Annotated in this window: 11 protein-coding genes; 9 read left to right on the top strand and 2 right to left on the bottom strand. The window is 59.0% G+C overall.

All coding sequences use genetic code 11. From position 1 onward, the window contains the following. Positions 1–156: 156 nt before the first annotated feature. Positions 157–1806: a lysophospholipid acyltransferase family protein gene (locus HMPREF2878_RS03090; RefSeq protein ID WP_070652833.1), complete on the top strand. Its 1650-nt coding sequence runs from the start codon at positions 157–159 to the stop codon at positions 1804–1806. A 6-nt stretch (positions 1807–1812) separates the two neighbouring features. Continuing rightward, positions 1813–2646 carry a Cof-type HAD-IIB family hydrolase gene (locus HMPREF2878_RS03085; protein ID WP_070652832.1) on the top strand — a complete coding sequence of 278 codons (834 nt, stop codon included), beginning with the start codon at positions 1813–1815 and terminating at the stop codon, positions 2644–2646. 52 nt (positions 2647–2698) lie between these two features. Here the strand turns inward: HMPREF2878_RS03085 and HMPREF2878_RS03080 are convergent, their stop codons facing one another. Both HMPREF2878_RS03080 and HMPREF2878_RS03075 read right to left on the bottom strand, forming a co-directional pair. Then, positions 2699–5122, bottom strand: coding sequence for an N-acetylmuramoyl-L-alanine amidase (locus tag HMPREF2878_RS03080; RefSeq protein ID WP_070652831.1), 2424 nt, complete (start codon positions 5120–5122; stop codon positions 2699–2701). 84 nt (positions 5123–5206) lie between these two features. Beyond that, complete coding sequence (locus HMPREF2878_RS03075) at positions 5207–6712, bottom strand: N-acetylmuramoyl-L-alanine amidase (protein WP_049190956.1); 1506 nt, start codon at positions 6710–6712, stop codon at positions 5207–5209. Positions 6713–7041: 329 nt separating this feature from the next. Between HMPREF2878_RS03075 and glf the strand changes: the two genes are divergently transcribed. The 7 genes from glf to HMPREF2878_RS03040 all read left to right on the top strand — a co-directional run bounded on the left by glf (position 7042) and on the right by HMPREF2878_RS03040 (position 15824). Next, the gene (gene glf, locus HMPREF2878_RS03070) at positions 7042–8238 is read left to right on the top strand and encodes a UDP-galactopyranose mutase (RefSeq protein WP_049171857.1); all 1197 of its coding nucleotides are present in this window, start codon (positions 7042–7044) and stop codon (positions 8236–8238) included. A 36-nt stretch (positions 8239–8274) separates the two neighbouring features. Beyond that, positions 8275–9228, top strand: a complete 954-nt coding sequence (locus tag HMPREF2878_RS03065) for an EamA family transporter (protein ID WP_246818283.1) — start codon at positions 8275–8277, stop codon at positions 9226–9228. A gap of 182 nt (positions 9229–9410) precedes the next feature. After that, positions 9411–10424: an alpha/beta hydrolase gene (locus HMPREF2878_RS03060; protein ID WP_049171829.1), complete on the top strand. Its 1014-nt coding sequence runs from the start codon at positions 9411–9413 to the stop codon at positions 10422–10424. 200 nt (positions 10425–10624) lie between these two features. Then, positions 10625–12685 (top strand): glycosyltransferase, encoded by a 2061-nt coding sequence (locus tag HMPREF2878_RS03055; RefSeq protein ID WP_070652830.1) that lies wholly within the window; start codon positions 10625–10627, stop codon positions 12683–12685. Continuing rightward, positions 12669–13259, top strand: a complete 591-nt coding sequence (locus HMPREF2878_RS03050) for a phosphatase PAP2 family protein (protein ID WP_070652829.1) — start codon at positions 12669–12671, stop codon at positions 13257–13259. Before HMPREF2878_RS03055 ends, HMPREF2878_RS03050 begins: the two co-directional genes overlap by 17 nt. 29 nt (positions 13260–13288) lie before the next feature. Then, a complete protein-coding gene (locus HMPREF2878_RS03045; RefSeq protein WP_049193199.1) occupies positions 13289–14308 on the top strand; it encodes a decaprenyl-phosphate phosphoribosyltransferase in 1020 nt (339 codons plus the stop codon). A gap of 472 nt (positions 14309–14780) precedes the next feature. Continuing rightward, on the top strand, positions 14781–15824 hold the full coding sequence (locus HMPREF2878_RS03040) for an alpha/beta hydrolase (protein ID WP_070652828.1): 1044 nt from the start codon (positions 14781–14783) through the stop codon (positions 15822–15824). Positions 15825–16012 lie beyond the last annotated feature (188 nt).

Genomic DNA, 16012 nt, shown 5'->3' with positions numbered 1-16012 from the left:
TGCACGGCGGGCGTGTGGCGTATTTGAGAGGCGATGACTGGAACTGCGCTCGCATTTACACATGAATATGAGCCTGTAACGACATTTATTCACGAGTCTCAGATACCAGTACATATTGCCCCGCTAAGGGGTGCGAAAGATTGTAGAGTAAAGGCCATGTTCAAGGATCCTGTGTACTTAACGATTATCGGATTGGCGCGCACCGTCTTCTTTGCCCAAGGTTTGAAGTTCACCGTTAAGGGCTGGGAAAACGTGCCGAAAGACTCTGGGGCCGTTCTCGTTACTAACCACACCGGATACATGGACTTCACCTATGTCGGTCTTCCATTCCGCAAGCACCGCCGTTTTGTCCGTTTTATGGCGAAGAAAGAAGTGTTCGACCACTCGGTCGCCGGACCAATCATGCGTGCTTGTAAGCACATTCCGGTCGACCGCACTGACGGCTCCAAGTCTTTCGAAGAGGCCTGCGCGAAGCTGGAAAACGACGAGTTGGTAGGTATCTTCCCGGAGTCGACTATCTCGCGCAGTTTCGAGGTCAAGAATTTGAAGTCCGGCGCAGTGCGTATGGCGCAGCGCACCGGCAAGCCCATCATCCCCGTGCTGATTGTGGGATCCCAGCGCGTGTGGACGAAGGGGCACCCCAAGCATCTCGGCCGCAGCAATACTCCGATTCACATTACGGTTTTGCCACCGTGGACACCGGAGGGGGATCCGGCAGAAGCCACCGAGAAGCTGCACGAAATCATGGATCAGGGCGTTCGTCAGCTCTGGGACGAGTACGCAGCTGAAGAAGGTCCCCTGCCGAAGGGCGCCTACTGGGTGCCGGCTCGTCTTGGCGGTGGCGCACCGACTTTCGAAGAGGCACAGGCAGAGGACCTGAAAGTCGAAGAAGAGCGCCAGCGTATCCGTCATTTGCGCGGTGACCTGGCTGCATTCAAGGAAAAGCTAGCCGAGTCGGCGCGTGAATTCGGCGATAACGCGCGTGAATTCGGCGATCAGACCAGGCAGCAGTTCCTCGATGCCTCGCACACGATGAGCGCGGAGTCTGCTCGTCGAAGGGAACAGACGACCGCGCTGTTGGCGCAGTTCCGTCAGTCTGTGGAACAGATGGCTGATGATGTCGTCGCCGGCGCCAAGGAGAGCAAGGAGTCCGTGCGTACTGCCACGGATTCGATGCGCGTGACGTTCCGCGAAGCGTACGTGCAACTAGAGAAGGCCTCCGCCTCCGGTGTCGAACAGACGCAGCAGACCGTTTACCGTCTTATCGGCCAGTCGATGATGATCCGCGACAAGCTTCCACAGCGCTTGAACAGGCTCATCACCGCTCAGCCGGAGACGTTCATCTTCGATTACCCCGCATCGCTTGCCGACGACGCGGGCAATACCAGCGAAGAAAACATGAAGGCCTTGCAGCAGCTCGGCGATGCCGGAGCCACAATCGTTGTTCTGCACGAACCGGGAGATAAGCCGAATCTATCGGCTTTGGAGTCGGTTGACCTGCAGGTCGTGGAACTCCCGGAGGGCGCCAGCAAACTGGACGTCACAAATGCGGTGGTTAGCACGCTGCGCAAGCAGGCTCGCAAGGAAGAAACCGCGATTCTTTTTGCCGGTCGCTCGAACTTTGAGGAAGCCACACAGCGTGTCGGCATGCCGGTAGTTACGGCCGATGCGGACTGGTCCCTGCTGAAGAACGCGGATTGGGTAATCGACACTGTCGAGCATGGGGGAGTAGCCGCAACGCTGCAGTTGTTGCACGACCGGTTCTGCGATGACGGTGAAGATGACAACAGTGAGGACGGCAAGTAGTTCGAAGTGACCGAGAGACTACACCCACTACTCGTAGCTTCGGATATTGACGGGACGTTCATCGACTCGCGGGAGCGGGTAACTCCCCGCCTGCGACAGGCCGTCACGCGAATGCTACGCCGCGGAACCCCGTTGGTGCTGGCCACGGGAAGGCCGGCTCGGTGGTTGCAACCAGTGCTCGAGCAGCTGCCGGTTCAGCCGTTGTGCGTGTGTGCCAATGGCGCCGTGATTTACGACTCCGGCCGTGATGAAGTGGTTGCCGCCAACACACTGAAGCCGGAGACGCTGCGATACGTCGTCAAGCATGCGCGCGAAGCGGCGCGATCCATCGGTGGAATCGGCATTGCGGCAGAGCGCGCTGGGACGTCGGCGAATGATGCCATCGATGAGCTTTTTGTGGTGGCGCCGTCCTATGACCATGCGTGGGAATCGGATGAGCACGGTGAGCTTGCTGAAGAGGCCGTGTTGTCGGAACCCGCGACGAAACTCTTGCTGCGAAACTCAGATGTGGACAGTGCACAGCTATATGAGCTGGTCGCTCCCGCAATTGACGCGAGCTTGGCCCACGTGACCTACTCCATGCCCGACGGGCTTTTGGAAGTGTCCGCGCCGGGCGTGACTAAGCGCGCCGGGTTGGAATACGTATCTGAACTGGTCGGAGCGACCGCGAAAGATGTGGTCTGCTTCGGTGACATGCCGAACGATATCGAGATGCTGTCGTGGGCGGGCACGGGTGTGGCCATGGGCAATGCGGCTGACAACGTCAAGGAGATTGCAGACGAAATCACCGCCACCAATGATGATGACGGTGTTGCTCGTGTGCTGGAGCGCTGGTTCTAGCTAGCCTCGAGGTTTTCCCGCGCCAGCTAGCTCCCCCAGCGCTCGACAGCGCTTACTTCAGCTCGGTCTTGACTTCGCCGGTGGTGCGGTCGAAGGTGATTGAACCGTTCTGGAACTCAGCGCGCTCGATGTTTCCATCGACCACCTGGGTCTTCGTCGGGGCACCCAGCTTGCCGACCTCGAAGCCCTGGCGGGCCCACTCATCAGCAATCTTGCCCCAGATAGCGTGCGCGCCGGTGGTGTCGGAGTCGGTGATTACGCCGTTGGAGAACTTCACATAGCGCAGGGCATCGGCCTGGCCAGCATTGTTCGCCACGGTAGAACCGCTCTGGATACCGGACATTGCGTAACCGAGAACGGAGCCCATTTCCTCGGAAACTTGGCGCCATTCGGCAGCCAGGTCGTTCTGCTCATTGATAGTGATGATCTGGTCAATCAGGACCGGCAGGTCAGCGATCGACGGGCCGTTTTCAATCGAGCGTCCAACGGCACCCAGAATCGCATCGGCGGTCTGTCCGAGCCCCGGTGCGCCGAGCATGCCCAGCGCCGAGGCCAGCATCGAACGTGCACCCGAGACTGTCTCCAGAGCCTGTGCCTTCTGCTGCTCGTCGGATGCGCTCGGCGAGGAGGAGTTGCTCTGCTCGCTTGCCGACGGTGCGGAGGATTCAGCCGTAGCAGTGTCACCGGTGTTCGTGGCGTCGGTTGGCTCAGAGGTATTCGAAGTACCCGAGGTGGTCGAGTCGGAGCTCGACGTTGTCGAAGAAGTGGTGCTCGATGCGCTCGAGGACTTCTCGGAGGGCGAGGTCGTGGACGTACCCGTGGATGCCGAGGTGGTCGAGGTAGTAGAGGTCGACGTGCTCGACTCGGTCGATTCGCTCGACTGCGAGTCTGTGTCCTCGGCGGTCTTATCGTCCTTTTCATCCTGCGGAACGAGGAGATCAATCAAGCCGTCAGGCCCCTCATTATCAATCTTTCCGCTGGTGAGTGTGTTGTACTTCTTCTCGGCAATCGAGCGGATCTTGCTCATCTGGGCGTAGCCAGCATCACCTGGGCAGGTGGTGTTACCAACGTCGCGGTGCGCGAAGATTGTCGGCAGAGTGACCTGCTTACCGTATCCGTACTTGGAGTAGCTGGTGCCACCCGAAGTCATCTGGATCTGGCCGGTCGGCTTGATGCCGGCGACCTTCAGGCGCCAACCAATCATATTGCCCACCGAGTTCAGTGCGGCCTCGCTGGGAGCAACCGAAGAGTAGTTACCCATCATGGAGATGCCGAAAGTACCGGTGTTGAAGCCACCTGCGTGTGCGCCCTGGACATTCTTATCCAGCCCACCGTAGCGGCCCTCGTAGATGTTGCCGTACTTGTCGACAAGGGCGTTGTATCCGATGTCGCACCAGCCCAGAGTCTGTGCGTGGTACTGGTAAATGCCGCGGACGATACCAGCGGACTGGCTCTCGGTGTAGTTGTTTGAACCAGCGGTGTGGTGCACGGTGGCACCGACAAGCTTGCTGTCGTAGTCCGCGCCCTTACAGCGGTTGTTTTCGTTGGCGCCCCAGCCGGCACGGGTAATGACCTTCGGCATGCCCGTGACATTCTTGGCATCCACAATTGGGTCGATGCCGGATGCAGCAGCCTGGCCGTCGATTAGCACTGCGTCGACCTGGTCGATCGGCAGTTCATCGGCGACCGGTTCGATGTCCGTCCACTTCACCGGGAGGTTCGGCGAGTCCAGATTTGCAGCGTCGTTAGCGTTCGGAGCAGTCGGGTCATCGAGTGCGTCCCCAGGAGCTGCATCCGGAGTCTGCTGGTAGTCGGAAGCGGCCTCGGCGACATCCTTGGCCGCATCCGTAGCGGAATCCTTTGCATCCTCCACGGCCTTCTTGGCGCCCTCGGCATTAATCTCGTCGAGGTTGAGCTTGGACAAATCCAGCTTCTCAGCGCCCTTGATGTCCTTCAGATCCACGCCGGAACCCGGACCGAAGATGTTAAGTCCGTGGGTGGAAACCTGAACGCGCTTGGTTGGCTCGATGTAGATGAGCTCCGTTCCGTTCAGGCCGTTGCCATTGCCTTCAGCGGGGTAGTCCGGGTCAACGCTGAACCAGTCGGACCAGGAGCCGTCTGCTCGCTCGGCGCGGACGAAGCTGGCGATATCAGGGTCACCGGCCCACGTCAGCGCAAACTGGGAAAACTCAGTATCGGAGGTAATTTCCTTGACGACACCGCGGTTGGGATGAGCTTCGTCGGCAAGCGACTGCGTTGCGATTGCTGCATCTTCGACGAGAACGGAGACGCTGTCTGCAAGCGACTTGCTCTGGACAACCGGGTCGATGGGGCCGGCGCCGTTTTCCTCAATGAGGTCATAAGCGGCACCTGCGCCGACAACGGCAACGGGTGTCAGGGCAAGGGTCGCCACGGCAGCGAGTACCAAGGATTGCTTGGCACCTGCGCGGCGATTGATGCGGCGGCGACTAAACACGGTAATAACTCCTGGGTGATTGCGAAAATCTGGTGTTACACCACAAATGTGATGTGGTTATGCCTGGATTAGATAAGCGGGGGGTTAGTTCTGAGGTGCGAACCAGGTCTGCGTAGCTTCGGCAGGGTTGGTTGGCAGGGATTCAGTTAGAAACTCACCAACAACCTCGCCTGGCGTGGGCGTTTCCACGTTTCCGAGGGAACCGCCGTTGTCGCCCGACTCGCCGGTGCCCGGAATCGGCGGAATGCTGGCGGCCTCTCCGTCCTGGTTGTTCGGATCCGTCGAGCGGCCGGCGATATCCGCTCCACCGGCACCATCAAACTTGGCTTTGGCTGCAGCGCGGATGGCATCCATCTGCTGGTAGCCGAAGGTGCCCGGGCAGGAGGTGTAGCCGGTGTCGCGGTGACCGAAGATGGCCGGGAGGTTCACGGTCTGGCCGGAGCTGTAGCGTGCCTTCGAGTAGCCGGCGCTGGTCAGTGCGGCGGTGGACATCGGATCGACGCCACCGACCTTCATGCGCCAGCCGACCATCTCGCCGAGTGCGGTGACGGCCGCATCCGGAATCTCCAGCTGGTCGTGGTTGCCCATCACCGAGATACCGAAGGTGCCGTTGTTGAAGCCACCTGCGTGTGCGCCCTCGATGTTCTTGTCCAGGCCGCCGTAGCGGCCCTCGTAGATGTTGCCGTACTTATCGACCAGCGCGTTGTAGCCAATATCGCCCCAGCCCAGCGTATTTGCGTGGTAGGCATAAATGCCACGGACAATGGCTGGTCCCTGGGACTCTGAGTAGTTATTGGAACCCGCGGTGTGGTGGATGCACGCGCCCTTGAAAGTGCTGTAGGAGCTCGAACCGCTGCGGATGGACTCATCTGCGCCCCACGCTGCACGGCTGATTACATTTGGCGCGCCGGCAATCGACGACTCGTACGCAACTGGCTGAATAACCTCGCCGACCTGCTCTACGCCGTCGATGAAAACTGCCTGGACAGCGTTGAGGGACAATGCGGCCGTAGCGCTGACGAGGTCCTGCAGGGAATCGCCGATAGTGGCGGGGTCAAGGTTGTCGATACCAATGATGTTGCGGGGATCCAGGCCTTCGAGGAGGTTCAGGCCGACAGTCGACACCTGCACGCGACGGGTGGGCTCAACGAACAGCAGCTCGGTGCCGGACTGCCCGGAGTTATTCATCGGACCGTGTGAATCAGCGTGGAACCACGGGCCAAAGCTGCCGTCTTCGCGCTCGGCGCGAACGTAGAGCTGCAGATTGTCATCGCCCGGCCAGGTCAGGGCGAACTGGGAGAACGGTTCGTCGCGGGTGATGTCCTTCACGAATCCGCGAAGCGGGTGCAGGGCATCGGTAATGGCATGCGTGCCGACGGCTGCGTCGTCAATCATCATCGTGACAGCGTCAACCAGCGGCGATGTTGAGATCTTGGCCGCGATGGGGCCTACGCCTGGGCTTTCAACCAGAGTAGGGGCCTGGCGAATACCCCATGTTGCTAGCGGAGCTGCGGCAGTAGTAGCTGCCAGTCCATAGAGGAAGGTGCGACGGCCCATCGACGGGGCATTGATGCGACGGCGAGTTGGCACGGTAAAAGCTCCAAAAAAATGGGGTACAGGGTTATCGACCCGAGGTCTACCCGGGGTCGAAGGGAAGGAAAGTTGCAAAGCAACAGAAAATTCTGAGGAGGATGTTACCAGTGTGACTAAAAAAATCTAGTGAGACATCTGTGTTTCCTCGTTAATTTTGGGAAAATTATCAAATAATGTGACCAAACGAACGTTGGGCTGGGCTCACGTGGACGTCGTAAAGCCCGCGTGTACACCCGCAAACCGGATGGAAATGCAATAGGTTTTAAGGCGTGAGTAGCGAAAAGAACACCACTGCCAATGAATTTGCTCCGAAGTCCCTACAGGACATCAAGGACAACACCTACGACCTCATCGTGGTCGGTTCGGGTTTCTTCGGTTTGACCGTTGCTGAGCGGACCGCCACTGAGCTGGGTAAGCGCGTGCTCGTTGTCGAACGCCGCAACCACATCGGCGGCAACGCCTACTCGGAGGCAGAGCCGGAGACTGGCATCGAGGTGCACAAGTACGGTGCGCACCTGTTCCATACCTCTAATAAGAGGGTGTGGGACTACGTCAACCAGTTCACGGACTTCACCGACTACCAGCACCGCGTGTTCGCTATGTACAAGGGCACCGCATACCAGTTCCCGATGGGGCTGGGGCTGATCAACCAGTTCTTCGGCAAGTACTACAGCCCGGACGAGGCTCGTCAGCTGATTAAGGACCAGACCGATGGCCTGGATCCACGTGACGCGAAGAACCTTGAGGAAAAGGCCATCTCCCTGATTGGCCGCCCGCTGTACGAGGCCTTTGTCAAGCACTACACCGCCAAGCAGTGGCAGACCGACCCGAAGAACCTGCCGGCTGGCAACATCACCCGCCTGCCAGTTCGCTACACCTTTAATAACCGCTACTTCAACGACACCTACGAAGGTCTGCCTGTCGACGGCTACACCGCCTGGCTGGAAAACATGGTGACCTCCGACAAGATTGACGTCGTTGTCGATGCCGACTGGTTCGAGGTGCGCGACGAACTGCGCGCTGTATCCCCGGACGCCCCGGTCGTCTACACCGGCCCGCTGGACCGCTACTTCGACTACGCAGAGGGCAAGCTGGGTTGGCGCACGCTGGACTTCGAGATGGAGGTTGTCAACACCGGCGATTTCCAGGGCACTCCAGTGATGAATTACAACGACGCGGATGTGCCGTACACCCGAATCCACGAGTTCCGCCACTTCCACCCGGAGCGCGATTACGTCAAGGACAAGACGGTAATTGTTAAGGAATACTCCCGCTTCGCCGACGATGACGACGAGGTGTACTACCCGATCAACACCCCGGAAGACCGCGAGATGCTGGAGGCCTACCGCAAGCTCGCTGCAGCAGAAGCGCAGGAGAACAAGGTTCTCTTCGGTGGTCGTCTGGGCACCTACCAGTACCTGGATATGCACATGGCAATCGGTTCCGCACTGTCGATGTTCGACAACAAGATTGCGCCGTTCTTCAACGACGGCGAAGCAATCGAGCAGGAGCGCGGGCACTAATTTGCCGCTTGCGGCTCCCGCGCTAGTATTGCGCGAGTGTCGCGCGAGAAAATCCAAGCCGAAGTTCCCCAGCAGGGAGCTGGGCAGGTTCCCCAGCAGGGGCCATTGCTGCAGCGTGTGAACAAGTTTCTCACTCTGCCGGTGGCTCCCGTAATTCTGGTTCTCATCGGTTCTCTTGGCACACAGGCCGCGGCCGTGCTGGTCACTGGCATGCTTTCCACGGTCGGCGCGCCGGGCATATCGGGCCTGCGCATGACCGCCGCCGCCATCATTATGGTGGTTCTGTTCCGACCAAAACTGTCCGGAATGACCCGCGCCCGCGCCATCAACATCGTGGTCTACGGCATCGCCATGGGCATGATGAGCATGATGATTTACGCCGCCATCGCCCGCCTCCCACAGGGTGTCGCCGTCACCATCGACTTCCTCGGCCCCTGCGTCGTGTCTTTCCTGGGACTGAAAATGTGGCGTTCCCGCCTGTGGGCCATCGTCGCTTTCATCGGCGTTGCACTGATTGCCCAGCCCTCCAATGACCTGGACCCTATCGGCATTGGTTACGCCGCAATCGGCGCGATCTTCTTCGGCGCTTACACGCTCTTCTCCGCCCGAATGGGCAGCACCGAAGGCGGTGGCATGCCAGATTTGGCGCTGTCAGTGGTCGTCGCAGCAATCGTGCTCGCGCCGTTTTCTGTTTCCGCTGCACCGCTTGTCGACGGTTCGATGTGGGCCACCATCGTTATTTCCGGGTTTATTGGCGCTGTTATTCCCTACGTGATGGACACCATCGCTGCGGGGATTGTCTCAGCGGCGGTCGTCGGCACGCTCTTTGCACTGGACCCGGTCATCGGTGCAATCCTGGGCTGGGCGTTTTCCGGTGACCGAGTGACTTGGTCCATGGCGCTGGGCATCGTGCTAATCGCGGCGGCTGGCGCGATTATTACCTGGCGCGGGGCGCGGGAGTCGCGCGAGCTGCGGGGGCTTGCGCAGTAAAAATGCGGATACCAGAACCCGCCGAAAAGTGGGGTCTCGACGTGTTCTGCTGGAAAACGACAGTGAATGCGGGTAAGTTTGTCGAAGATTTATTGTTTCTTAAGGTAATTCCCTGAAGCGGAAACACGCCTGATAGTTCCCACCGGCCGTGGGGAATCGCACATTGTGAGGAGAATGCACACGTGAAAATCACCTCTACTTTCCGTGGTTGGCGTCGAAAGGTTGCAGCCGTTGCGTCCGCAGTAGCTGTGGCCGCGTCTGCATTGACCATGGCGCCGGCCGCGAGCGCGGCGGGTGACCGAGGCTCGCTGCGCCCGGGTTGTGAGTGGGATTCGTACCAGTACTTCACCCAGAAGTGCCAGGTTTATTCGCCGGCCATGGACCGTAATATTCCGGTTCAGATTGTGGCCTCTGCCAATGGTGGTAACAAGGCTCTCTACCTGCTAGATGGTCTGCGTAGCCCGGCTGATGCCTCTGACTGGGTGGAGCACGGTAACGCCCCACGTACTTTTGAAGGATCCAACGTCAACCTGGTTATTCCAGGTGGTGGCGGCGGTAGCTTCTACACCGACTGGAAGCGTCCGTCGGTTAGTGTGCACGGTCCGTTTGTAAACATGTGGGAGACCTTCTTAACTCAGGAACTGCCGGTTTACCTTGAGCGTGAGTTCGGCATTTCTCGCACTGGTAACTCCATTGCAGGTCTGTCCATGGGTGCATCTGCTGCACTGTCGCTGGCATACAACCACCGAGACCAGTTCGGTCAGGCTCTTGCCTTCTCCGGTTACCTGCACACCACTGCGCCGGGTATGACCACGGCAATTGAGGCTGCTCAGCTGTCGGCTGGCTACAGCTCCTTCGACATGTGGGGTGCGCCTATGTCAGCGGAGCGTGTCCGTAATGATCCGTACCTGAATGTCGAGAAGATGAAGGGGCTGGATCTGGTTATTACCTCGGCAAATGGTGTTCCGGATGAGGTTCGTGACCCGAAGAATCTCTACCGGGTCGTCCCGAAGGCCGGCGGCGTTGCGCTGGAGTCGCTGTCCCGCTTGTCCACCCGCGAGTTTGAGTTGCGTGCTCGTACCTCCGGTCTGGATGCCACGTTTGAATACGAGCAGACCGGTATCCACGATTGGCCGACCTGGGATCGTAACCTCCAGAACTCCAAGGCCCGCATCGAAGGTTTCCTCGGAGCTTAAAACTACAAACTGAACGAAAAAGCCCCTATGTGCAGCAGATAGTCCGCAGCGCGTAGGGGCTTTCACATTCTGGGCTGTCGCTAGCGTGGCAACAAGAGGCAATCCGCCACGGGCACTAGGATGCTATGAGATAGAAACGTCGGTAACTTATCGGCGGCAACACCCCCGGTAGACCTTTCGGAAAGTGGTTGATACGTCTCATGGCATCACAGCCTGAACAAAAGCGGACACATACCCCGACAACGTCGTCAAGCCTTGCCGTTGAACGCCTGCAGCGGATTTTGCTGCCAAAGTTGGGTGAGCCCCGTGATGTCCGCTCGCTCTACTTGGTTGAGCCGGAGACTAATGCCGGTCGTGTGCAAGCGCATTCGCGCACGTCAGCCACTGTTCCGGCGGGTGATGAAGTTAGTTTTGAAACCTACTTCAATGCTTTTCCGGCCAGCTACTGGCGCCGGTGGACGAATCTGGACAATGTTGTCCTGCGCCTGGAGCTGTCCGGTACTGCGCGCGTAGACATCTACCGTTCGAAGATTGACGGTGCGCGCATCGCCGTGACCGGCGAAGTTGTCGGTGATCTGGGTGCGGCGGCTGAAGGCGCGGAAGCCAAGGTGGACGGCAAGGATGTGCACGTCTGCGAAATCCCAGTACCGCTGACGCAGTTTGAAGACGGCGGCTGGATTTGGTTTGACCTCACCTGTGAGACGGACGTGGTAATCCACTCCGCAGGTTGGTACTCCGATATCGAGGCGCCGAGCCAGACGTACCCGGACGGCACGGAGCATCCGGCGCCGGAGGGGCGCGTCACTATCGGTATCCCGACGTTCAATCGCCCGACCGACGCAGTTGCTGCTCTTGAGGCGCTGTCCTCGGATCCTGAGGTCGATGCCATCATCGATGCTGTTTTGATGCCTGACCAGGGCACCAAGCACCCGGCAGACGAGCCGGGCTTTGATGCTGTCGCCGAGCACTTTGGTGACCGCCTGCGTATTTTCCCGCAGGGAAATCTCGGTGGTTCTGGCGGGTACTCCCGCATTATGTATGAGGCCCTGGGCGGTCCGGATTCGGATTCGAAGCGTGCGACCGATAGCCCGTTCATTCTCTACATGGATGACGACATCGCCATCGAACCGGATTCCATTCTGCGTGCGGTCGCTGTCGGCCGGTTCGCGAAGTCCCCGATGCTGGTCGGCGGTCAGATGCTGAACCTGCAGGAGCGCAGCCACTTGCACTCGATGGGTGAAGTCATCGGCCGCCATGACTTCATGTGGACTTCCGCTCCGCACGTCCACTATGACCACGACTTTTATGCGCACCCACTGCGCGATCGCGGGGAGCACGGCACTAACGCAACCGGTGAGGTTGTCGATTCGAAGGATCTTCACCGTCGCATCGATGTTGAGTTCAACGGCTGGTGGATGTGCCTGATTCCGCGCGTCGCCGCTGAGGCAATCGGTCAGCCGCTGCCACTGTTTATTAAGTGGGACGATGCCGAATACGGTTTGCGCGCAGGCAAGGCAGGCTTTCCGACGGCTACGTGGCCGGGCGTCGCAATTTGGCATATGGCCTGGTCGGACAAGGATGATGCGATTGATTGGCAGGCGTACTTCCACCTGCGCAACCGCTTGATTGTCGCGGCCCTTCAGCACGAGGGCGATGCTGCCGGTATCGTGCGTTCCATGCGCAAGGCCACTTTCAAGCACCTTCTGTGCCTGGAGTACTCCACTGTTGCCATCCAGAACGAAGCCATGAAGGACTTCCTGGCAGGTCCCGAGCGTTTATTCGACATTCTCGAGTCCTCGCTGCCGCGCATCAATGCCCTGCGCAAGAGCTTCCCCGACGCGGTTGTGCTGCCGAGTGCAGGCGATCTGCCAAAGCCCTCCGGTATTCCGGGGATTCCGACAAAGGATGTCGGTGGTCGTCTGGGCAAGCTGAAGAAGGTCGGTTGGCTGGCCAAGGGCTTGCTTCACAGCGTGCGCCCGGAAAACTCCGAGCACCATGCGGTGCCGCAGGCAAACCTGGCGCCGCTGGAGGCTCGTTGGTTCTCCCTGTCGCGTCTGGATGGCGCAACGGTCACCACCGCTGACGGCCGTGGCGTGGTGTATCGCCAACGTGACCGCGACAAGGCCAAGGCTCTGCTGGAAGAATCCTGGGAGCTGCAAAAGCAGGTTGAGGAGCGGTTCGAGCAAATGCAGGCACGCTACCGCGCAGCCTATGACGATTTGACCAGTAGGAAGGCCTGGGCGAATGTCTTCGAAAATTAAAGGCGATCCGTTCGGCGAGTCCGACGTTCTCGTTAATATTCAGCACACGCTTAACGACGTTCCGGGTGTGCTGCCCACCGCGCGTGCCATGAGCTATTTCGGTGAGCACGCCCTTGGGTGGATGGGGCTCGCTGCCCTCGGGGCGGCGGTGGATAAGGAGCGACGCATTAGCTGGGCAAAGGTCGGTGTGGCCGCCTTTACCTCGCATGCGGCATCGGTGGTGCTTAAGCGCATTGTCCGTCGCCCGCGTCCCCATGACCGTCGTATAGCAATCGGCGTTGGTACGCCAAGCAAGCTGAGTTTCCCGTCCTCGCACGCGACGTCGACGACGGCGGCGCTGGTGGGGATTGCAAAGTTGGGTTACCCGGCAGCACCGGCCGTGGGCGTGCCGGCGATTATGCTCTCCCGCCTGGTGCTGGGAGTTCATTACCCAACCGATGTCGCTCTCGGAGCAGCGCTGGGTACAGCCACTGCTCTTGCGGTGGACAAGATAGGTGATAAGGTCATCGAGCCGAAAAAGGCGCAGCATAACCAGGGTAGACAGCCCTCCATTGCGGAAAGGAATGCACAGTGACACAGGCGGAGAACGACAACTTGGCCAATGTGTCGGCCAACCAGCGGCAAGCTTCTCAATCAAGGATTGGGTCCGAGCCGCACACTTCCGGTATCGATGAGCCTGCGCACCCGCAGGGGCATCCGCCGAAGAATCTGTTGGACGGCATGATCAAGGCGCTTCGCCCGAAGCAGTGGGTGAAGAATGTCCTGGTCATTGCGGCTCCACTGGCAGCCGGCAACGAGATTATGGACTCGGGACGTTCGATCGGCACACTGACCGTCGACATCCTGGTGGCGTTTGTGGCCTTCTGTTTGGCAGCATCGTCGATTTACCTGATTAATGATGCTCGCGATGTCGAGGCTGACCGCGCGCACCCAACCAAGCGCTTCCGCCCAATTGCCGCTGGCGTACTACCGGTGAGCATGGCGTACATTATGGCAGTCGCACTGATTATTGGGTCGATTGCGGTGTCCTGGTTTGCCTCTGAGGGGCCGGGGCTAGCAATTGTTGTGGCTGTATACATTGCACTGCAGCTCGGTTACTGCTTTGGCCTGAAGCACCAGCCGGTGATTGATATTGCGCTGGTGTCCTCGGGTTTCATGCTGCGTGCAATGGCCGGCGGTGTTGCTGCCAACATCAACCTGTCCCAGTGGTTCTTGCTGGTTGCCGCCTTTGGTTCGCTGTTCATGGCAGCCGGTAAGCGTTACGCTGAGCTGCTGTTGGCAGAGCGCACGGGTAAGAAAATCCGTAAGTCGTTGCAGGGTTACACCGCGACTTACCTGCGCTTTGTGTGGACCCTCGCTGCGACCGCCGTGGTGCTGAGCTACGCGCTGTGGGGCTTTGAGATGGGCCGCGCGCCGGGCACTTCATCGACTTCGGCTATTTGGTACGAGATCTCGATGGTTCCATTCACTGTGGCCATCCTGCGCTTCGCAGCTGACGTTGACCGTGGTGATGCGGGAAGCCCGGATGAGATTGCGCTCAAGGACCGTCCGCTGCAGGCACTGGCCGTCCTGTGGCTGCTGTCCATTGCTATCGCTGTCTACGCTGTCCCGACTCTGGGGTAGTTCCCAGTTCTTTTCCCTGTAAGCGAACTGCGATTTCCGTCGGTTTTCTCGTCGGGTTCGGTCGGGTTCGATTGGTAGCTGAAAGCCCATGCGCCGAGGGGTGCATGGGCTTTTTCTGTATTTCGTTAGTACTTAGGTTGTGTTTGGGGTTCTTGTAGGCGTGTTTTAGGTTTCTCAGTTAGTCCTACGGATCAGCCGGGGGCAGAATTACAATTTTGTAATTCCATGCTGGTAAACATTGTTTCTCCTTGTGGTGGATAGTTTTGGGGAGAAATGTGAGAAATATTACGGAATGATTACGATTTAAACTTGGATGTAGGGAAACGATTGAGTATCGTTACATACTCGAGATTCTTTTGTGGGGTCTCCAGTTGTCGCGTCACAACTGGAAGCAGAAAAGCGAAAGCTCGCGTAAGCGACTGCCTCCGAAAAGTCTGGCGCGGAGGTAAGTCCGAAAGTAAAGAGGAGAACGATGAGCTTTACTGCAGTGAGTCGTAACTTCACGGTGAAGGTCGTAGCTGCCCTCGTAGCGGTTGCGATGGTCTTTGGCGGCATCATGCTCGCATCCGCGAAGGATGCGAGTGCTGATCCAAACCGCGAGCGACTGCGCCCAGGCTGTGAGTGGGATCCATACAACTGGTTCGTTCAGTACTGCCAGGTTTTCTCGCCGGCTATGGAACGCAATATTCCGGTTCAGATTAAGGCGGCTACTGGTGGCGGCGATGCGTCCCTGTACATGCTCGACGGTCTGTGGGGCTTTAATAAGGGCGCGTCCGGTTGGATTTGGTCGGGCCACATTGCTCAGACTTTCGCCAATGACAACATCACTCTGGTTGCGCCGGCTGCTGGCGATGGCTCCTTCTATGCCGACTGGAACGATCCGGCCGTGACTTCCGAAGGAGTCAAGACTCAGAAGTGGGAAACCTTCCTGACTCAGGAGCTGCCGGTCTATCTGCAGCGTGAGTTTGGTGTCAACCCGAACCGCAACGCAATCGCTGGTCTGTCCATGGGTGCGGCTGCGGCGGTTTCTCTGGCGGCCCGCCACCGTGATCAGTTCAAGCAGGTTACTTCGCTGTCCGGTTACTACCAGATGTCCAACCCAGTTGTTGCGACCGGCGCTACTGCAATGGTGGCTAGCACTGGTGTAGTGAATCCGACTGGCATGTGGGGCCTTCCGGTTCCTGCTTCGGAGCAGTGGCGTGCTCATGATCCATCGCTGCAGCTGGACCAGCTCCGGGGGCTGCCGATGTATATTTCCTCCGCCCAGGGTGTTCAGAGCCTGTGGAGTGATCCGGAGGTCTTGAGCCGTCCGGTGCCGCAGCTCCCTGACACTGTCTGGCGTGCCGTAATGGAGTCCGTCTCCCGCGCTTCGACGCAGCGCTTTGAGCAGGACGCTCGCGCTGCCGGCCTCAATGCGCAGTTTGTCTACAGCCCGAACGGTATCCACTCGTGGGAGCTGTGGGGCCGTGATGCCGCGCTTGCTCGCCCGCACATTCTTGGGGCGCTGGGGCTCTAGGTCGGTAGTTATTTCAGGGCGCTCTGGCGCGCTGACCTAGCTCTGGTGCTGGATGGCTTCTTAAAGGGGCTAGCTTCTTAAGAAGTCTCAATTTTGAAAAAGACCAATCCTTTTGTGGGGTTGGTCTTTTTTCTGTGTCGAGTCCGGGTTTGGAGGGTTAAGTAGCAAAAAGTGTGTCCGCTCGGCGT

The organism is Corynebacterium sp. HMSC065H09, assembly GCF_001812845.1.
GTDB lineage: Bacteria > Actinomycetota > Actinomycetes > Mycobacteriales > Mycobacteriaceae > Corynebacterium > Corynebacterium jeikeium_D.
Note: the sequence above shows the minus strand (reverse complement) of the source record. Positions and strands in the feature narration are given on the sequence as shown.